The following is a 19,053-nucleotide window of genomic DNA, read 5'->3' as shown; positions in this document are numbered from 1 at the left end:
CCTGACGAATGAGGAGTAAAGCGAATGGCAATCAGTTTAGATAAGTTAATGGGATTCACCCACAAGGCGGTTCAAGTACGTACTGAACGTATGGAAGTGCTGGCTGGCAACTTGGCCAATGCCAATACGCCCGGTTACAAAGCGCGAGACATTAACTTTCAAGACGCTATGCGCAGCGCCCAAAATGGTCGTAATCAAAACCTTACCCGCACTCACGAAAATCATATTAAAGGCCATATGCAAGGATCAGGGGAGATGCAGTTCCGCATCAATAATCAACCTGATACCGGCGATGGCAATAACGTTGATGTACAAGTCGAACGGAATGCGTTTCTAGATAATGGTTTACGTTATCAGGCGAGTGTCGAGTTTCTCAACGGTAAAATTAAAGGCATGAAGAAAGCCATCGGCGGAGGTCAAAACTAATGAGTTTATTTAACGTAATGGATATTGCCAGCACAGGCATGAGTGCTCAAAGCGTTCGTTTAAACACGACGGCAAGTAATGTGGCAAATGCGAATTCCGTTAGTAGCAGCTATGACCAAACCTATAAGGCGCGTCACCCTGTATTTGCTGCCGAATTACAACGTGCATCTCAAGATCAGAATGCGGGTACAGGTGTGCAAGTTATGGGAATTGTAGAGAGCGATGCTCCCCTTCAAATCGAATACAGCCCAGGTCACCCGATGGCTGATGAAAATGGCTACATATATAAGCCAAATGTGAACATAGTGGAAGAAATGGCAGACATGATGTCAGCGTCTAAAGCTTATGAAACAAATGTTCAAGTAGCAGACACTACTAAACGTTTGTTCAGGAATGTGCTGCGCTTAGGCCAAGGCAGCTAATCGTTCGCGGACCGAATAATTTCGAGGAATTGACGTGGATACATTAATTAAGAACGGCTTAAACAGTGACCTTTATTGGCAACCTGAAACGGTTCCCGTCGCTGATGAAAGCAATCAAAATTTGTCACAAGAAGATTTTTTCTCCTTGCTGACTGAACAATTGGCCAACCAGGACCCTAGTAAGCCGGTTGACAACGATCAGATGGTGGCGCAGATGACAAGCTTCACTATGGCCGATGGTATCAGCCAGCTCAACGAGAAATTTGAAACCTTCGCCACGTCCATGACTTCAAACCAAGCATTGCAAGCGTCTAGCCTGATTGGTCAACAAGTACTATTGCAGGGTGATGTGGCACACATGGCCAGCGAAGGTCAGGGGGTATCCGGGGTTGTGATTAACGATTCCACTACACTTAATACCAAAATTACGATTGAGAACGAATCGGGTAGTATCGTCAAGACTCTTGATATCGGTACGCAGCCTGTTGGCAATATTCAATTCAACTGGGACGGAAAAGATGCTGCTGGCAATTTTATGCCTCCTGGCAATTATGTGGTCAAAGCGCAAGGTAATGTGTCGGGCGAGCCCCAGCAACTCGTTACAGCAGTCAATCGACACGTTGATAGCGTCAGCTTAGCTGGCAGTAGTCAAGGTGTCATATTAAATCTAGATGGTGATGTCAGCGTCAAGCTCGACGACGTCATTCAACTTGGTGGTTAACAGGAGAACTTAACATGTCTTTTAATATTGCATTGAGTGGCGTTTCCGCTGCGCAAAGAGACTTAGATACAACGGCAAACAACATTGCTAACGTGAATACGGTTGGTTTTAAAGAATCCCGAGCAGAGTTTGGCGATGTATATGCATCATCACTGTTAGCGGGCGGTAAAACTAAGGTAGGTGACGGCGTAATTACCCAGGAAGTCGCTCAGCAATTTTCCCAAGGTAGTCTGCAGTTTACTAATAACTCACTTGATTTAGCGGTGACAGGCAATGGCTTCTTTGCCACCATCCCAGAAATTGACTCTCGAGAGTTTTCATTTACGCGAGCTGGTATGTTCAAGCTGGATGCTGAAAACTTCGTAGTCAACTCCAATGGTGATAACTTGCTTGGTTTCCCTGTGAACCCTGATGGGACATCATCTTCAGTAGCATTAAGTACAACCCAAGCCGTTCGTATCCCTGACTCATCCGGCTCTCCGCAGCCTACGTCAGAAGTATCATTAAAGATGAATTTACCCGCAGGGGACGATGCTGTCGATTTAGATTTATTTAATCCTGACGATCCACTGACTTATAACGCGGCAACTTCAGTGACTGTGTTCGACTCATTGGGTGATAGTCATGTTATGACTTACTACTTCATGAAGGATCAAGCTGCCACCAATGAGTGGGTGGTTACTACTTATATGGATGATATTGCATTAAATACCGAAGGCGATACGCCAGGCGTTCCACCTATTACTGGGCCAAATGTAGTCGGAGAAACCACTGGCTCCCCGGTCGCTGGATATAGAATGACCTTTAGCGCTGGTGGTGATTTTACCAGTATTGCCAATGCCGATGGCACGAGTAGTGCTACGGGCGATATCACCTCTGTCGCATTAGGCGGAACAATTTTAGCTAATGGTTCTGACCCTTCGCAAACCATCACCACTAATTTTGCTTTCGACCCAGGTAATGCTACCCCTGATGAACCAACCCAGTTTGCTTCCGCGTTTGAAGTGACTTCACTCGAGCAGGATGGACTGGCAGTAGGCCGGTTGACTGGTATCGATATCGGTGCGGACGGTCTTGTTCGTGCAACCTATTCAAACGGTACATCTGAGCCAATCATTCGTGTTGCGCTAGTGCGTTTTGCTAATGACCAAGGTTTGACGCAGCAAAGTAATACCCAGTGGCAAGAAAGTATCCTATCCGGTGAAGCACTTGCCGGTGAGGCAACAACTGGTACTTTTGGTGACATCAACTCATCCGCATTAGAGCAGGCAAACGTGAACTTGACCACTGAGCTAATTGACTTGATTATCGCTCAACGGAACTTCCAAGCGAACTCTCGAGCGCTCGAAGTTAACAACCAGCTTAACCAGACTATCTTGAATATTCGTTAATAAATTCAATATATTAATACTAAAAGGCCGCAATTTGTGGCCTTTTTCATATCGAAGTAAAGCCCGCTATACACTTCTTCACAGCTTCAACTTTTGTCTATTTAAAACTTGTTCGTCGATGAATGGCATCTTATTTGCAGCGTTCTTATTAAGTTCACTTTTCGTCAAGAAGTTGTCATGGATAAATTGCTTTATATTGCAGCCAGTGGTGCTAAACAAGATCTTCTTGGTACCGCTGTTCGTGCAAATAACCTTGCTAATACGCAGACCACTGGTTTCCGCGCCCAGTTAGAGCAGGCGCGCAGCATGCCGGCATTTGGTGAAGGGCTACCAACTCGAGTATTTTCCATGACAGAGAACCCTGCCAATAATTTTGAAGGCGGGGCGATGATCCAAACAGAGCGTGAGTTGGATGTAGCGATCCAAGGAGAGGGCTGGTTATCGGTCCTCGATGCTAATGGAGCTGAAGCATACAGTCGCAACGGTAGCTTACAGATCAGTGCTGATGGTCAACTTCAGGATTCTTCTGGTAATTCTATTTTGGGAGAGTTTGGTCCCGTTTTTTTACCTATCCCTTTGTCGAATATTAACATTGCCGGTGACGGAACCATCTCTGTACGACCTCAAGGGGCGCCAGAAACCGTGCTTGAAGAAGTAGGGCGATTGAAATTGGTAAACCCAGCTTTAGACAATATTGAAAGGGGAAATGATGGCTTGTTTCGCCAGAAAGACGGTGAGTTGGCGCAGTTTGATCCAACGGTCAGTATACGCAACGGCATGTTAGAAGGCAGTAATGTGAACCCTGTAGAAGAAATGGTCGACATGATCAGCCTGCAGCGCCATTACGAGATGCAAATTAAATTCATGAAAGAAGCCAGTGATCTTGATTCAAGAGCGAATCAATTGCTGCGTATTATCTAATCATGATTGAAAACGACTTAGCGCTAGCGAGCTTAAGATAATTTTAAAGAGGAGGTGACCTATGCACCCAGCATTATGGATCAGCAAAACCGGACTCGACGCAGCACAAACTGATGTGGCTGTTATTTCGAACAACTTGGCCAACGCCAGTACCGTTGGTTTTAAGAAAGACAGGGCGATTTTCGAAGATTTGCTTTATCAAAATATTAACCAGCCTGGCGGTCGCTCATCAGCCGATACTGAACTGCCTTCGGGTTTGATGCTTGGCGCAGGTAGCAAAGTGGTTGCCACGCAAAAGGCCCATACTCAGGGAAATATGCTGACCACAGAAAATGCACTGGATATGTCGATTCAAGGGCGCGGCTTTTTCGAGATACAGCAGCCAGATGGCAGTATTGCTTATACCCGAAACGGTCAGTTTACACTTAATGATGAGGGGCAAATCGTCACCCCAGGGGCCGGTTTTTTACTCCAGCCTAATATCACTGTGCCCGAAGATGCTCAGCAAATTACGATTTCTCAAGACGGGGAGGTATCCGCTTCTATTCGTGGTCAGGCTGACCCACAAGTGCTAGGGCAAATCAGTCTTTCTGATTTCGTTAATATGACGGGCTTACAGCCTATCGGTCAGAATTTATATGTGGAAACGGCAACCAGCGGCGCGCCAATTCAAGGCGTGCCTGGCCTTGAAGGGTTAGGCACGGTTGTTCAGGGAGCACTGGAAACATCTAACGTTAACGTGACAGAAGAGCTGGTGAATTTGATTGAAAGCCAGCGCCTTTACGAGATGAACTCTAAAGTGATTTCGGCCGTGGATTCGATGTTAGGTCAGGTCATTCAACAACTTTAATGGTTAATATTATGAAAGCCTTATATGTCATTGGATTAAGTGGATTACTCGGCGCATGCCAGAGCACGCCCGAGCCGGATATCATGCCGAACGACCCTTACTATGCACCTATTACGGCTGATTTGCCGCGGCAGAAAATTGCCGAAGACGGCTCAATTTTTCAGGCTGACATGGCCAATAGTTTGTACTCTGACGTAAAAGCTCGTCGCGTAGGCGACATTATAACGGTAAGCCTAGAAGAGAATACCAGCGCAACTAAATCAGCAGGAACAACCACCTCTAAAGAGTCGGCTCTGGATGTAAACCCTATTGTTGGTTTAGGCGGGAACGCCGTTAATATTGGCTCTCAGTCAATTCAACTTGGTGTAGACAGCTCAAATGAATTTACTGGGGATGCGTCAGCGAACCAAAGTAATAACCTAAGCGGCGATATTTCTGTCACCGTGATGAAAGTTTTCCCCAATCAAAACTTATTAGTGCGCGGTGAAAAATGGTTAACGTTAAATAACGGTAACGAATATATCCGTCTAACAGGCGTCGTACGCCCAGCTGATATTAGTCCGACGAATGAAATAGTATCGACTAAAATTGCCAACGCTCGTATTCAGTACAGCGGCACAGGCACGTTTGCGTCAGCACAAAAAGAAGGTTGGCTGACCAAGTTCTTTTCTTCTGAGTACTGGCCTTTTTAGGCAGGAGCGGTATATGAAATTACTTCTATTCATTCTCATGGTATCGAGCATTATTATTGCTCCGGTGGGCCAGGCTCAACGCATAAAAGACTTAGCAAGTGTACAGGGCGTAAGAAGTAACCAACTGGTTGGATACGGTTTGGTGGTGGGTCTGCCTGGTACCGGTGAGCAAAGTCCGTTTACTGAACAAAGTTTTCGTACCATGTTGTCGAACTTCGGCATCAGCCTAGACAGCTCTCTAAAGCCTAAAATAAAGAACGTGGCTGCTGTGGCAGTTCACGCTGAATTGCCGCCTTTTTTAAAGCCAGGGCAAACGATTGACGTAACGGTGAGCTCTGTTGGTGAAGCGGCAAGTTTGCGCGGGGGGACATTACTGCAAACTTTTCTAAAAGGTCTTGATGGCAAAGTGTATGCCGTTGCCCAGGGAAGCATGGTAGTCAGTGGTTTTGGCGCTGAGGGAGCAGACGGTTCTAAAATTGTCGCCAACACGCCCACGGTTGGTCGTATCGCAAACGGTGCTCTGATAGAGCGCGCTGTGCCTAGCGGCTTCATGCAAAATGACTTTTTAACGCTCAATTTAAATTATCCGGATTTTTCAACAGCCAAGATCCTAGCCGATACCATTAATCAGCGTTTAGGCGCGGATCCCGATAAAGGATATGTGATTGCAACCCCTATTGATGCAGCATCGGTTCGCGTGTCAGCCCCCCGAGATGTAGGTCAGCGAGTGGGCTTTTTAGCTACTCTAGAAAACTTTGAATTTATGCCAGCTAAAGCACCCGCACGCATCGTTATTAACAGTCGCACAGGGACCATAGTGATTGGTCAAGACGTACGTCTGCTACCCGCGGCCATTACACACGGTGGGCTAACAGTGACGATCAGTGAAAATCAGCAGGTAACACAACCTAACCCCTTAGGGCAGGGAGATACAGTCGTTACAGACCAGTCCATTATTGATGTGAATCTAGACGACACTCGCATGTTTAAGTTTGATCCAGGCGTGACGTTGGACCAACTAGTGCGCGCAGTAAATGAAGTAGGTGCAGCCCCTGGGGATTTGATGGCAATACTTGAAGCACTAAGTGAGGCAGGTGCCTTACAAGGCGAGCTGGTCGTAATTTAGCGTGATTAACCGGGCCGAGGCATAGTCGATGGATAACATAGACAACAGCATAAAGTTTCAAGGTCAATTTGATATGTCGCGCAATGCGAATGACATTCAAGGCTTAGACAAACTGCGCAGAGCAGCACAAAGCGGCGATGATGCGGCTCTGCAAGAGGCCGCGAAGCAGTTCGAGGCTATTTTTGTGCAAATGATGCTCAAGTCTATGCGAAAAGCTCAAGATGTTATGGCAGACAAAGACAGCCCATTTAACTCTGAACAAGTTAAGTTTTATCGCGATATGCACGATCAGCAGTTAGCGACAGATATGTCGAATAACGGCAGTATCGGCTTGGCCGACATTATCGTAAAACAGTTAAGCAAAGGCGGGAATGGATTCACACCCTCAAGTGTTATTCGAAATGATGGCAACCTGTCAGATATTAATCGTCACAGTGCACAAAGCATTCATCAGGCGCAACAAATAGCGCTACCCGAACAACGCCTGCCTGAGACCGCAGCATCCAATGCAGGTTACAAAGATGCCGCTTTTAGTGATCAGAACGAATTTTTGGATGCGCTCTATCCTGTTGCTCAGCAAGTGGCAAAAGAACTAGGCATCGAGCCCAAAGCATTATTGGCCCAAGCAGCGGTGGAAACTGGCTGGGGACAATACATGATGCACACTGAGAAAGGCAATACCCACAACTTGTTTGGGATTAAAGCGGGCAATGGCTGGCAAGGTGACACTGTAAAGGTGAACACTATTGAGTTTGAACAAGGGCTTGCAGCGCCGAAAAAAGCCGAATTTAGAGCTTACAATTCCTTCGATGATGCGATGCAAGACTATGCGTCATTTGTAAAAGACAACCCGAGATACAAGCAAGCGCTGCAAAATACTGGCGATCCTAAACGCTACTTCGACGAATTGCAGCAAGCGGGTTATGCCACCGACCCAACGTATGCGCAGAAAGTTATTTCCGTTCTAAACAGCGGCTCACTGAATAATTATCAACCATGAACAACATCAGTTTGCGGAGTATAAATCATGATTAGAACGGCGGATCTGCTCTCTATCGCCCGCTCTGGTGTGGAGGCAAGTAATCAATTACTCAGTACCACAGGTAATAATATAGCCAATGTGAACACCGAAGGTTATGTTCGTGAGCGAACAAACTTCGTAGCTGAGTTAACCGGAGGTGTTGGCCAATTCACTACTGAGCGAGTAATGAACACGTTTGCTCAGAACCAGCTGCGCCGAGACACCACCAATCTTGCTGAGCATGAAGCTTATTGGAGCAAAACGGCTGTTTTAGATAATGTTTTCGCCAGCGAAGCAAATAGCATTTCAAGTAGTATGAGCCGTTTTTTTGCATCTCTGCAAACGGCTAATGATGATCCGACAAATATGTCTGCTCGACAATTGGTGTTGGGCGATGCCGAGTCAATGCTTGGCCAGATGGGCACATTATCGACCTTTATGGCTGAGAAAGAGAGGGAAGTTAATTTTGAGTTTACCTCCTCATTAAATAAAGTGAATTCTTTAGTCGAATCTATTGCCTCATTTAATGAGTCTATTCGAATCGCTCAAGCTAATAATCGTCACGATGAGCCTGGTGCGCTGATGAATCAAAGAGATAATGCGGTGCTGGAATTAAGCAGTCTGGTGTCGATTGAGACCCGAAACAGTTCAAACAATGATGGCTCCATCATGATTAACCTCACCTCAGGTGAGTCACTTGTAATGCAAGACGGCACGTTTAGTGTTTTTGAAGTGAGTAACAGTGCAGATTTGAACTATAAATCGTTACAGCTGACCAGTAATGGCAAACCAACCTCTTTAAACTTAGCGGAAACCGAGCTAGGAGGGACGATTGGTGGGTTATTTCGCTATCGTGACGAGGTATTGGAGCCTAGTCGCCGAGAGCTAGGGCAAATCGCTTTAGCGGTAACCGAAGCTGTGAATACGCAAAACCGGGCGGGTATGGATTATGACCAGCAATTGGGAGGCGAGATTTTTACACGCCCTATCACCACGGCGCTGAACTATCCAGGCAATGCTGATAGCACTTCTATCGTTAATGGCCGTATTTCAAAAGGCGGTGCCAGTGAAATTACCAGCGCTGATTACCGAGTTACCGTTGACGGAGTCACGGCGGGGGTGCCGCCAACTGTAGATGTCACCGTTGAATTACTGAACCTAGATGGCTCAGCTGTGACCGATGTGAACGGTGCGGCTCTTACTCAGACTTATACAGGGTTAACTGCACAAAGTGGCGAGTATAATGAAATCTTTGGGGGTATCGAGTTAGAGTTTTCAAAAGGCACTGGTTACACGGTAGGCGATCAGTTCTTATTGCAACCGACCAAAGATGTGGCAGACAAAATCGAAGTGTTCACCACACGCCCAGAAGACTTAGCGTTAGCAAGCCCGATTAGAATAGAAGCCGGCGAAGATAATTTAGGCGGCTCAGAGCTCGTTTCAACAACAGTGACAAATACCTTTGTAGACACCGCACCTTTTGATTCACGCTCATCGGGTTTTGACGGGGCCGGAGGTATTCATGCGCCTGGCGCTGCGCCCGGTGGTGGAGTCGGTGCACCTGCAGCGGTGCGGTTTAACTCTGCCACTGAATATGAAGTGCTTGATAGCGCAGGTACTGTTATCACGACTGTGAGTGGTATTTCATCGATGGATAACCTTTTAGAGCAAGCTTCTGGCACGCCAGGGTGGCCCGCAGCATTTAGTGCACTTGATAATTACCCAGGTTACGATTTTACGTTGCAAGGGGAGCCGAAAGCGGGAGATACATTCTCTATCGGTTTCAACCAAAATGGGCTTAATGATAACCGTAATGGCTTAATCATGGCTAACCTGCAGAACGAGAACGGCATGCAACTCAATAATGCGGGATCTGGTGATCCGGTTAGTTTCCATGAAGCGTATGCCAATATTGTTGGCGATATAGGGCAAAAAGCAGCCAATGCGGATATTGCGGTCAAAGCAGGCGAGGCGCTAAAGCTACAATCAAAAGATTGGTATGACTCAGTGTCAGGTGTGAGTTTAGATGAAGAGGCGGCCAATTTAGTGCGCTTTCAGCAATCTTATGCGGCTTCAGCTCGCTTATTAAACACTGCGCAAGAGATGTTCGATACCATTTTGAGTATGGTGAGATAATGAAACACGTGAGGGGTTTATAATGCGAATTTCCACTGGTCAGTTATATGATAGAAGCATTCGTGCTGTACTAGATAATCAAGATGATTTGTCGGATGTTCAGCAGCAGCTATCTACCGGTAAAAAATTACTTCGACCGTCGGATGATCCCGTTGGTTCTGCTCAGGTGATACGTTTAACAGAAGAAATTGATTTAATTGCGCAATACAACAAGAACAACAACTTGCTGACCAACAGTATTGAACAAGAAGAAACTATACTCGGAAACGTAACCGACAATATTCAAAGAGCAAGGCAGCTCATGATTCAAGCGGGTAATGGCATATTGGATGTTAATGACCGTAATGCAATAAGCATAGAGATTGGACAAATTCGAGATCAAATATTTGATGCTATGAATAGCCAAAGTGCAAATGGTGAATATATTTTTGCTGGTTACCAATCTTCTACCCCTGCATTCAGTTATACCGCCGGGGCAGCTGGTAATAAGTACGTCTTTGAGGGGGACGAAGGGTTAAACGATATTCGCATTTCAAATACCTTTTCTTTAGCGATGAATAACTCTGGTCAAACGGTATTCGAAGATGTGTACGCAAGATTGGACAGCCAAATTACTTCCACAAGTGGTGTTGCATCGGCATCAACCAGAATAAGTGCTCAAAGCGAATTTGATCAGTTTCACAAACAAAATTACGACCCTGTTACCCCAGCGAATAATGAATATCAGATAAGTATTACGGGTGTCGATGAAGTGACTATTACCAATGTTGGTACTGGCACTGTGGTGGGCACGCAACCCTATACCAGTGGTGAGCCTTTCGAGTTTCAAGGGCAAGAGTTTACGATCGAAGGCGCTGTAGGCGATACCGTTAATTACACGCTACAAAAACCTGAAAAGAAAAATATTGCTGAAACTCTCAATGACTTTTACAACAGTCTCAGAGATGAAAATATTTCCGACGGAGATTATGAACAGGCAATTAGCGATGCCTTGATAGGTGTAGATAATAGCTTGACCAGTATCGCTGATTCAATATCGTTGCTCGGTGGGAAGCTCAATGTGGCGCAATCGGTATTTGCGTCAAACTTAGATCTCGAAATATCCAATAAAACGGCTAGAGCAAATATCGAAGATGTTGACTACGCAGAAGCGGTATCAGAACTAAGCAAACAAGAGACTGCTTTACAAGCGGCCCAAGCTACATTTGCAAAAGTGACAGGGTTATCGCTTTTCGATTACATCAGTTAAGCTCTAGTAGCTCAGGCCTGAACTGAAAGTTTTCGCATTCAGTTACAGCCTTAAAGTTTCAAACAGTGCTTTATCCGTTTAAAGCGCTATCTGAGCTAAATATATGTGCGCTTGTCGGTCTTGGTGTGATGAATAATAACTAACAAACACGGTATCTTTGCGTCTAACCATGCCGGGATAGCTATTATCCCCACTTGAAGGCAAAACCTTGAGCAGTGTGATTTTTGCGCTTTTAAGCTCTAGATTTAGTATCGCTGTCACGAATTTGCCTTTATATATTATCCTGCCTGCTAGTAGCGCATTGTGTTCATCGAGCTTTAGCATGTTAGGCCCACCTAAATAGAAGCCTAAATCAATCCAATGCCAATGTGCGTAAGGTGACTTACTTGTTCCAAACTGGGCACTATAAGTATCGCTGTCTCTACGTAAAACCACATAAGCAGTGCCATCTTCTGCAAAACACATATCGCTTTCGTTCGGGTAGCCTTTGTCGTGGGTTTGCAAACTAAAGGCATTGGTTTTGTCGCGGTGGAAGCTACGCTTTGGGTTACCCCCGTAAAAGTGTACCGCATTGGCTGAACGATTATATGCAAGCCCATATGCTTTTTGTTTGTGCCAGCGAAGTCGCCATAGCCACCAGTGTTTCTCACCGATATTCTTGGCGCTAGACCAACTTAGTCCATCCTGCGAAGTCCACACGACCGGGCTATGTGACCCCAACCCGCTAGCAGAGGCAGACGAACGTATTCGACGAGAGTACGCCAATAACATGAGCTCCCCCGAGGGTGTAATACTCAGCTTAGGGTCACGCAAATCACTAGAAGGCAGGCTGATATGCTGTTTATACGTTATTTTGCCATCATCGGTGAGGGTTAACACGTTAACGACACCATCGTCACTCACATGATTGCTCGCTACTCTAAAACAACAGTAAAGCGCCCCTTTAAACTCACATAAATCGCTAAATGCGTGATGTTTGTGCGCGTGAGTTACGCGTTTAATACTTTTTATTTGCATTATTTTTGACCGTGGCGCTTTTAATAAAACCATTGAAACTCAATTGTTTAGCAATTGCAAAGCGGCAATTCGTTGCCGTTTAACGAAAAAACGGCAAATTTTAGTTAAAGAGAATTATCCTACCGTCGATAACATTTTTGAGAGAGCCAGTAGTGATGATTTATTTAACGAATCATCATACTAATTAGTGTTATTTAACCACCGATTAAGATTTTCGGTTGCCAGTGAAAACTGGACTGAGAGTGTAGGAGAAAACCATGGGTTTATACGTAAATACCAACGTGTCGTCTTTGAACGCACAACGCCAATTATTTAATTCAGCTAACAGCTTGAATACTTCTTTCGAACGTCTTTCATCAGGCTTTCGAATCAACCGTGCAGCAGATGATGCCGCAGGTCTTCAAATTACTGACCGCTTGACCACTCAAGTACAAGGTCTTGATCAAGCCGCTAGAAACGCGAACGACGCGATTTCATTGACGCAAACAGCTGAAGGCGCATTAGGTGAAGTAACATCTTCATTACAGCGTATCCGTCAGCTTGCTGTTCAATCGCAAAACGGCATTAACTCTTCTGCAGACCGTGTAGCTTTGCAGAAAGAAGTTTCAGCCCTTAAATCTGAAATCACGCGTATTTCAACTGATTCTCAGTTTGGTACGACTGATATCCTTAAAGGAGATTTTTCGGCTAAGTTCTTGGTAGGTGCCAATGGTGGACAGAATATCTCTGTAAACTTGTCCCGTACCGATGGGTTCGGTGCAGCAGGCCTGAGCATTGATGATGTTAACGTAGATACCGTTGAGGGTGCATCTGCAGCGCTAACGGCTATCTCTGAAGCTATCTCTTCTGTAGGTGGCGTAAGAGCGGACTTGGGTGCGCTTCAAAACCGTTTCCAATCAACTATCCGTAACCTGTCTAATATCTCTGAAAACGTATCAGGTGCTCGTTCACGTATTCGTGATACTGACTTCGCATCTGAAACTGCAGAATTGACGCGTAACCAAATCATTCAGCAAGCGAGTTTAACCGTACTGAGTCAGGCGAATCAGCGTCCTCAGTCAGCTTTATCTTTACTAGGTTAATTGGTTAGTTAACCTAGGTTTCGAGACCCTACTGTTTGGGGCTTTGAAGCCAGGAGGTAGTGCACCAGGTTAAAAAGAACCAATCAGTTGAGAGTCTGCTCACTCTCTCCTAAAGTAAGAGCGTAAAGCCGAGGGGTATCCCTCGGCTTTTTTTGCGTTTATTTTTATCTGTAAGTGTTTGAATTTGAAGTAGAAAAATATTTAGTCAATTTTAATGCTAAAGGATTTTCTGTATCCGTTCGATAACTTAAACATAGTCGCTAGGTAACTCAAAAAAATAATAAGCCAGCACTAGAAACAGAGACCAATAATAATTAAAGCAAGGTCCTGTATTCACCACGATACAAAAAAATAATAGTCGGGTGAAAGTTTAAAAAATCGTTAGGAGAAAGAAAATGAGCTTATTCGTTAATACGAATGTGTCGTCGTTGAACGCTACTCGTCAGTTATTCACGTCGAACAATAATTTAAACACGGCATTTGAAAGATTATCATCTGGATTTCGCATTAATAGTGCCAAAGATGATGCGGCTGGATTGCAAATATCTAACCGACTTACGACCCAGGTTTTAGGCCTTAACATGGCCGTGCGAAACGCCAATGATGGCATTTCTTTAGCGCAAACTGCAGAAGGAGCGCTAGGGGAAGTCACCACCGCACTCCAACGTATTAGGGTTTTAGCCGTTCAGGCTCAAAACGGGATTAATGCATCAGCAGATAGACTGGCATTGCAAAAAGAAGTCGATGCGCTCAAATTTGAAATGAGCCGAATCGCTGCTACTTCTCAATTCGGTGGTGTAAATATCCTAAGTGGTGGGTTCTCATCTGCATTTCTTGTGGGAGCAAACCCGGGTCAGACAATCAGCGTCAATATATCTAGAGCAAATGGATATGGGCCAGAGGGTTTGTTCGAAGGAGAAATTATCTCCGTTGCCACAGAAGCCCAAGCATCAAGAGCGATGGTCGCTGTATTAGAAGCAATATCGGTTATTGATGCTAAGCGTGCTGATCTCGGTGCTATTCAAAATAGATTTCAGTCAACTATACGCAATCTGAGCAACATATCTGAAAACGTGTCAGCAGCCCGCAGTCGTATTCGAGATACTGACTTTGCAGTTGAAACGGCAGAATTGACTCGGTGGCAGATTATTCAACAGGCGAGTATTACTGTTCTAGGTCAAGCTAATCAGCGTCCACAATCCGCTCTGCAACTACTGCAAGGTTAATAATAGTGCCTAGATCAGTGGCAACTCGGATGATCAAAGGGATTTCAAAGAAAGTGAAATGGCTGACAGACAAGGAAGACGCCAGGAGGTAGTGAGGTTTTGAGGTTTAGGCCATCAAACCTGCCTGTCAGCTAGAGCTTGCGCTCGATACATTTTGTCGTGTGGTAACACAAACAAAATAGGCCAACCAGGGTACCAGTTGGCAAGCTAGATGAAGCACTTTATGTGCCAAAATAGCACTACTAAATTTTGAAATTAAGGCTGTTGAACATTGGCTATTAATAAAACGGGCTTCTAACTAAAGGCAAGGTAGCTAGACAAAGGCATTAATAGATGATGAAAGTGACCCAGACTGATAGGGCCTAGTGCTGAAAGTTAGTGTATCGACTGAGCCGGTGAGTCATACCGTTAAAGTGCACCAAATGGTATGTATTGAGACATTACCTCTTCTGTATGAGGAAGGAAAATAACGTAAGTCGCGAATGAGTGTATTTACGCTGCAGGTGAAAGGATATTTAAAGTATCTGTATGCTGTAAAGCATGGTTACTTTTAGGGATAAGATAAGCGTTACCGAGTTTACATGTTCTCTGGGTTGACGGATATCCCTGGGGAGCCAAACTTGAATTAGCCGATAACGACTATAGTTTATCGGCAGGTAGCGGCAACGAAAGGTTATCAGTTTACAGGAATTGCCATTACAACGGCAGAAAAAGTCCGTTGCAAGAGGCGAAGTTACAAAAGGTGCAGTTACAAAAGGCGCAGTTACAAGAGGTAAACAAAGCAACTCTCATTGCTGTTCAGTAACAAATATGCACGTGAAACAATGTTAGGTCATTGTTTCATGACTAAGATATTACTCAGAGGGTAGGAAGTGAGAGGCCGCCCGGTAGGCAACTAAGGAAGGTTGTTGGCATTATTCAGGGATGATGCGTGGTTTAACTCGCGCAAAACGCCGACCAACAGAACTGAGAGTGTAGAAGTTTGGTTGAGAGGCCAGTATTCATTCTCTGATCTGCTAGTCGGACAGAAACTCTTTTGCTCGTTCTCCTAACGTGAGCAATTCGGTCGGGTCATTTGGCCCGGCCTTTTTTATTTTCTCGCCAACTTCTTGGCGTTTCTCAATTCTTATTGCTTCACCATATTTAATAAGCACCTCGCGTGCCAACTTTTCGTTTCTGAAAGTTACTTTTGCTGTCGTCCTAAATACATTCAAAATAAAAAAATGAAATAAAAAACTAAAGTTGTTGAAGTCATGGTCGATAACATTAGTTGAGGGGTGATCTAATCGGTCATTTATAGTGTTATTGCGAAGTAGAGGTGCTGAGCAATAATGTAGTGAGGCGGTAACAATGAGGAGGCTCATTGCTACTGAATTTTGAGGCGGGCTTACCATGCGCAACGCGCTATTGGTGGGTTTCCAGGAGGTTTTATCATGGCATTATTCGTTAATACCAACGTGGCATCGTTGAATGCTCAGCGTCAGTTGTTCAATTCAGGCGCATCACTTAATACATCATTCGAACGTTTATCATCGGGCTTTCGCATCAATCGCGCGGCGGATGATGCGGCTGGGCTACAGATTTCTGATCGTTTAACGACACAGATACAGGGTTTAGACCAAGCTGCCAGAAATGCAAACGATGCAATCTCATTAGCGCAAACCGCAGAAGGTGCCTTAGGAGAAGTTACATCGTCATTGCAGCGCATTCGTCAATTAGCGGTACAGTCGCAAAACGGAATTAACTCGTCAGCAGATCGCGGAGCATTGCAAAAAGAAGTTTCGGCATTAAAGTCTGAAATAACCAGAATATCAACTGACACGCAATTTGGTACAACTGACATCCTTGATGGCACATTTTCAGCGAGCTTTTTAGTAGGTGCAAATGGTAATCAGAATATATCCGTTAATTTATCTCGTAATGATGGTTTCGGGGCAACAGGTCTGAGCATTGATAGCGTCGATGTAGCCACCGTTGATGGGGCATCTGCGGCATTAACCGCTATTTCTGAAGCAATTTCGGTGGTTGGAGGAGTTCGTGCTGATCTTGGGGCTGTGCAAAATCGCTTTCAATCTACCATTAGAAACTTAAGCAATATTTCTGAAAATATTTCTAGTGCACGTTCACGTATTCGCGACACAGATTTTGCGGCTGAAACGGCAGAACTGACTCGTAATCAAATCATTCAACAAGCATCTCTGTCGGTGTTAAGTCAGGCAAATCAAGCCCCCCAAACTGCATTGAGTTTATTGGGCTAGGTTATATTTAATGGATTAAAAAGTGGATTATACTGAATTGTATAATTCGGTTGGTTAGAAACTCGATAGGGAGCATTGGACATTATTAAGCCTTTGCTCCTTTCTTTGTTTGAGAGGTGAGTTATGGAAGTTAATCTTTCACAAGTTGGCAGGAATGTTGCTGAATTAACTAACAATGAAAATGTTCTCAATACGGATGTTAAAACACAAACGAATGTTCCCGTACCCGATGTTAAATATGCCAGTGATATAAACAATGAGGATACTAAAGGGTTTGCTGCGACAGCCGATAAACAAGTACAAGAAGATCGTGAGCTTTCAACGCAAGAGCTGGATGAAGCGCTTTTGGAAGTGAATGAATTTGTTCAGACCAGAAACAAGCAATTAAATTTTTCGGTGGACGAAGATAGTGGTAAACAAGTGGTTAAGGTAACGGACTCCGAAAGTGGGGACGTTATTAGACAAATCCCCACAGAAGAGGTGCTCAGTTTATCGCGGCGGATACAGGATTTACAAATGGATGTAGGTTCGGCGGTAGGTATGTTTTTTAACAAGCAGGCCTAACTTAATTTTAGGTGAGAGGTAGTTATGTCAATTCAATCGCTAGGAGTAGGTTCAGGCCTTGATCTAGAGGCTTTAGTTAGCCAGTTATTGGAAGCTGAGCGCACGCCTAAGCAGGCGCGTCTTGATTCTCAAGAAGAATCTTATGATGCTGAAATATCCAGTATTGGTACGCTGAAGTCTAAAATGAAGGAATTTTTAGACAGCGTAGATGAACTGCGAAGCGATGCCAACCTAAAAGGCCGAGAGCCGACGATTAAAAACCCGAGCGAGAACATTGAACCGTTTACGGCTGAGGCATCAAACAGTGCTGTAGAGGCAGACTACGCAATTGCTGTCACGCAGTTAGCCAGTGGTAGTCGGATAGAAACGGATAATGCGGTCGATGGAGGCTTTTCAAGCACGTCTGACTCCGTTAGTGCTCAAGCTGGCAGTTTGACATTTAAGATCGGCGCGACCACTGATACCTTTTCCATCAACGTGACAGCTGGCATGACGCTCCAGCAATTAAGTTCTGCTATTAACAGCTCTGAAGATAACTTCGGTGTTCGTTCGAGCATTATTGATACTGGCACTGCCTCGGGCGGTGCAAAGTTAGTATTTACCTCATCAGTTCAAGGTGAAGGTAACGATTTAATGATCGTTAACGATAACAACATTGCCGACTTAAACAGAGTCGCGACGACTGACTCAACGGAAACTGCTAGCTATTTAGACCCAGTCAAAAGTGCTCAGAACTCAAAAGCGACAATCGACGGTATAGCGGTTGAGAGCAGTACCACGGAATTTGAAAATGTTATTGAGAACGTTTCCTTCACCGTGTCTCAGTTATCAGAATTAGATGAGGATGGCATAACGCCCAAGACATCGAATTTGAAAATAGGCTTTGATGCAGAGGGACTAGAAGGCAAAATACGCGACTTCGTTGATAACTTTAATGCGTTAAATACCCAAATTACCACATTAACTCGTTATGGCGCGTCAGATTTGGAAGAGGATGGCGCTCTTGCTGGTGACTCTATGATACGAGGGATTCAGCAAGGTCTTTCAAATATGATCAGTGCTAATGTTTCGTCGTCAGGGTTGGGGACGTTGTTCCAGTTGGGTATTGAATTTAATGAAGACGGTGACTTGGAGATAGGTTCATCGGATAAGTTTGGTTTTGGTAGTGGTGAAGATAGACTAAAAGACGCTCTAGAAGATAGCTTTGACGATATAGCGGCACTGTTTGCGGATAGCGAAAACGGTGTAGCTGTTAGAATGCACGATTACATAGAGCAGTATACAAATTACAGTGGCTTACTGACATCGAGAGAGAAATCAGTACAAGACCAGAAAGATCAGTTAGCGGATGAGAGAGAACAATTCGAATTGCGGATGGCCTCGACTGAACAAATCCTACGTGATAAATATTTAAATTTAGATCAGACTGTTGCACAGCTTAACCAAACGGGGTCAGCACTTCTGGCATCACTAGGTTCTGCATAGGTAGGATAGGAGAATACAGATGGCTTTAAAAGGTATCAATGCCTATAAGAAAGGCAACTTAAAACAAGAGATTGCCCAAGCAGATCCACATAAATTGACCTTGATGTTAATGCAAGGGGCACTTGATAGAATGGCGTATGCAAAAGGCTGTATGGAGCGTAAAGAATATGCTGAAAAAGCTCAGCATATCGGTCGATGCACAGCTATTTTAATCAATCTGCGTGATACGCTTGATTTGACTAATAATGCCGAAGTGGCGGAAAATTTATTCTCACTTTACGACTATATGGTTCAAAGGTTAACCGATGCGACAGTGCAGAACAATCTGCAGATCATGGATGAGGTCATCGGCTTAATGTTGCCTATTAAAACGGCCTGGTCACAAATTCCAGACGACGCTAAGCAAGATGCTTATGAAGCGCAGCGCCAAAAGCGACAAGCTGTAGTGTGAGAAGAATCGAACTAA

At 44.7% G+C, this 19,053-nt stretch carries 18 protein-coding genes; 17 read left to right on the top strand and 1 reads right to left on the bottom strand.

Features of this window, described 5'->3' with window-relative positions; all coding sequences use genetic code 11:
- Positions 1-24: 24 nt before the first annotated feature.
- From flgB to flgL, 11 genes are all read left to right on the top strand, one after another.
- Entirely contained in the window at positions 25-426 is a 402-nt protein-coding gene (gene flgB / locus AC0VYA_RS15685) for a flagellar basal body rod protein FlgB (RefSeq protein ID WP_006993078.1), read from the top strand.
- The gene (gene flgC / locus AC0VYA_RS15680) at positions 426-848 is read left to right on the top strand and encodes a flagellar basal body rod protein FlgC (RefSeq protein WP_011575843.1); all 423 of its coding nucleotides are present in this window, start codon (positions 426-428) and stop codon (positions 846-848) included. The genes flgB and flgC overlap by 1 nt, the downstream gene beginning before the upstream one ends.
- A 34-nt stretch (positions 849-882) precedes the next feature.
- Positions 883-1,569, top strand: coding sequence for a flagellar hook assembly protein FlgD (locus AC0VYA_RS15675; protein WP_011575842.1), 687 nt, complete (start codon positions 883-885; stop codon positions 1,567-1,569).
- 14 nt (positions 1,570-1,583) lie between these two features.
- Positions 1,584-2,960 carry a flagellar hook protein FlgE gene (flgE, locus tag AC0VYA_RS15670; protein ID WP_011575841.1) on the top strand — a complete coding sequence of 459 codons (1,377 nt, stop codon included), beginning with the start codon at positions 1,584-1,586 and terminating at the stop codon, positions 2,958-2,960.
- Between the two features lie 177 nt (positions 2,961-3,137).
- The gene (locus AC0VYA_RS15665; RefSeq protein ID WP_473475244.1) at positions 3,138-3,881 is read left to right on the top strand and encodes a flagellar basal body rod protein FlgF; all 744 of its coding nucleotides are present in this window, start codon (positions 3,138-3,140) and stop codon (positions 3,879-3,881) included.
- Positions 3,882-3,942: 61 nt separating this feature from the next.
- Entirely contained in the window at positions 3,943-4,731 is a 789-nt protein-coding gene (flgG, locus tag AC0VYA_RS15660; protein ID WP_006993073.1) for a flagellar basal-body rod protein FlgG, read from the top strand.
- A gap of 11 nt (positions 4,732-4,742) precedes the next feature.
- On the top strand, positions 4,743-5,423 hold the full coding sequence (gene flgH, locus AC0VYA_RS15655) for a flagellar basal body L-ring protein FlgH (protein ID WP_041714510.1): 681 nt from the start codon (positions 4,743-4,745) through the stop codon (positions 5,421-5,423).
- A gap of 13 nt (positions 5,424-5,436) precedes the next feature.
- Positions 5,437-6,549 carry a flagellar basal body P-ring protein FlgI gene (locus tag AC0VYA_RS15650; RefSeq protein WP_473475242.1) on the top strand — a complete coding sequence of 371 codons (1,113 nt, stop codon included), beginning with the start codon at positions 5,437-5,439 and terminating at the stop codon, positions 6,547-6,549.
- A 28-nt stretch (positions 6,550-6,577) separates the two neighbouring features.
- Positions 6,578-7,549 (top strand): flagellar assembly peptidoglycan hydrolase FlgJ, encoded by a 972-nt coding sequence (flgJ, locus tag AC0VYA_RS15645; RefSeq protein WP_473475241.1) that lies wholly within the window; start codon positions 6,578-6,580, stop codon positions 7,547-7,549.
- A gap of 27 nt (positions 7,550-7,576) precedes the next feature.
- On the top strand, positions 7,577-9,706 hold the full coding sequence (locus tag AC0VYA_RS15640; protein ID WP_473475239.1) for a FlgK family flagellar hook-associated protein: 2,130 nt from the start codon (positions 7,577-7,579) through the stop codon (positions 9,704-9,706).
- A 22-nt stretch (positions 9,707-9,728) separates the two neighbouring features.
- Positions 9,729-10,955, top strand: coding sequence for a flagellar hook-associated protein FlgL (gene flgL / locus AC0VYA_RS15635; protein ID WP_473475237.1), 1,227 nt, complete (start codon positions 9,729-9,731; stop codon positions 10,953-10,955).
- Between the two features lie 78 nt (positions 10,956-11,033).
- Here flgL and AC0VYA_RS15630 read toward each other — a convergent pair whose 3' ends face one another.
- Positions 11,034-11,972: a hypothetical protein gene (locus AC0VYA_RS15630; protein ID WP_475488880.1), complete on the bottom strand. Its 939-nt coding sequence runs from the start codon at positions 11,970-11,972 to the stop codon at positions 11,034-11,036.
- A 257-nt stretch (positions 11,973-12,229) separates the two neighbouring features.
- Between AC0VYA_RS15630 and AC0VYA_RS15625 the strand changes: the two genes are divergently transcribed.
- The 6 genes from AC0VYA_RS15625 to fliS all read left to right on the top strand — a co-directional run bounded on the left by AC0VYA_RS15625 (position 12,230) and on the right by fliS (position 19,038).
- Complete coding sequence (locus AC0VYA_RS15625) at positions 12,230-13,054, top strand: flagellin N-terminal helical domain-containing protein (protein ID WP_473475233.1); 825 nt, start codon at positions 12,230-12,232, stop codon at positions 13,052-13,054.
- Between the two features lie 395 nt (positions 13,055-13,449).
- Complete coding sequence (locus tag AC0VYA_RS15620) at positions 13,450-14,280, top strand: flagellin N-terminal helical domain-containing protein (protein ID WP_006993064.1); 831 nt, start codon at positions 13,450-13,452, stop codon at positions 14,278-14,280.
- 1,433 nt (positions 14,281-15,713) lie between these two features.
- Positions 15,714-16,538, top strand: a complete 825-nt coding sequence (locus AC0VYA_RS15615) for a flagellin N-terminal helical domain-containing protein (RefSeq protein WP_473475231.1) — start codon at positions 15,714-15,716, stop codon at positions 16,536-16,538.
- Between the two features lie 123 nt (positions 16,539-16,661).
- Positions 16,662-17,102: a flagellar protein FlaG gene (locus AC0VYA_RS15610; RefSeq protein WP_475488879.1), complete on the top strand. Its 441-nt coding sequence runs from the start codon at positions 16,662-16,664 to the stop codon at positions 17,100-17,102.
- Positions 17,103-17,126: 24 nt separating this feature from the next.
- On the top strand, positions 17,127-18,587 hold the full coding sequence (gene fliD, locus AC0VYA_RS15605) for a flagellar filament capping protein FliD (RefSeq protein ID WP_475488878.1): 1,461 nt from the start codon (positions 17,127-17,129) through the stop codon (positions 18,585-18,587).
- Positions 18,588-18,606: 19 nt separating this feature from the next.
- On the top strand, positions 18,607-19,038 hold the full coding sequence (fliS, locus tag AC0VYA_RS15600; protein ID WP_011575828.1) for a flagellar export chaperone FliS: 432 nt from the start codon (positions 18,607-18,609) through the stop codon (positions 19,036-19,038).
- The last annotated feature ends 15 nt before the right edge of the window (positions 19,039-19,053 follow it).

It is taken from the genome of Paraglaciecola sp. QJM3NY_14, from assembly GCF_056173245.1.
The sequence above is the reverse complement of the archived record's forward strand: the minus strand, read 5'-3'. Positions and strand labels throughout refer to the sequence as shown.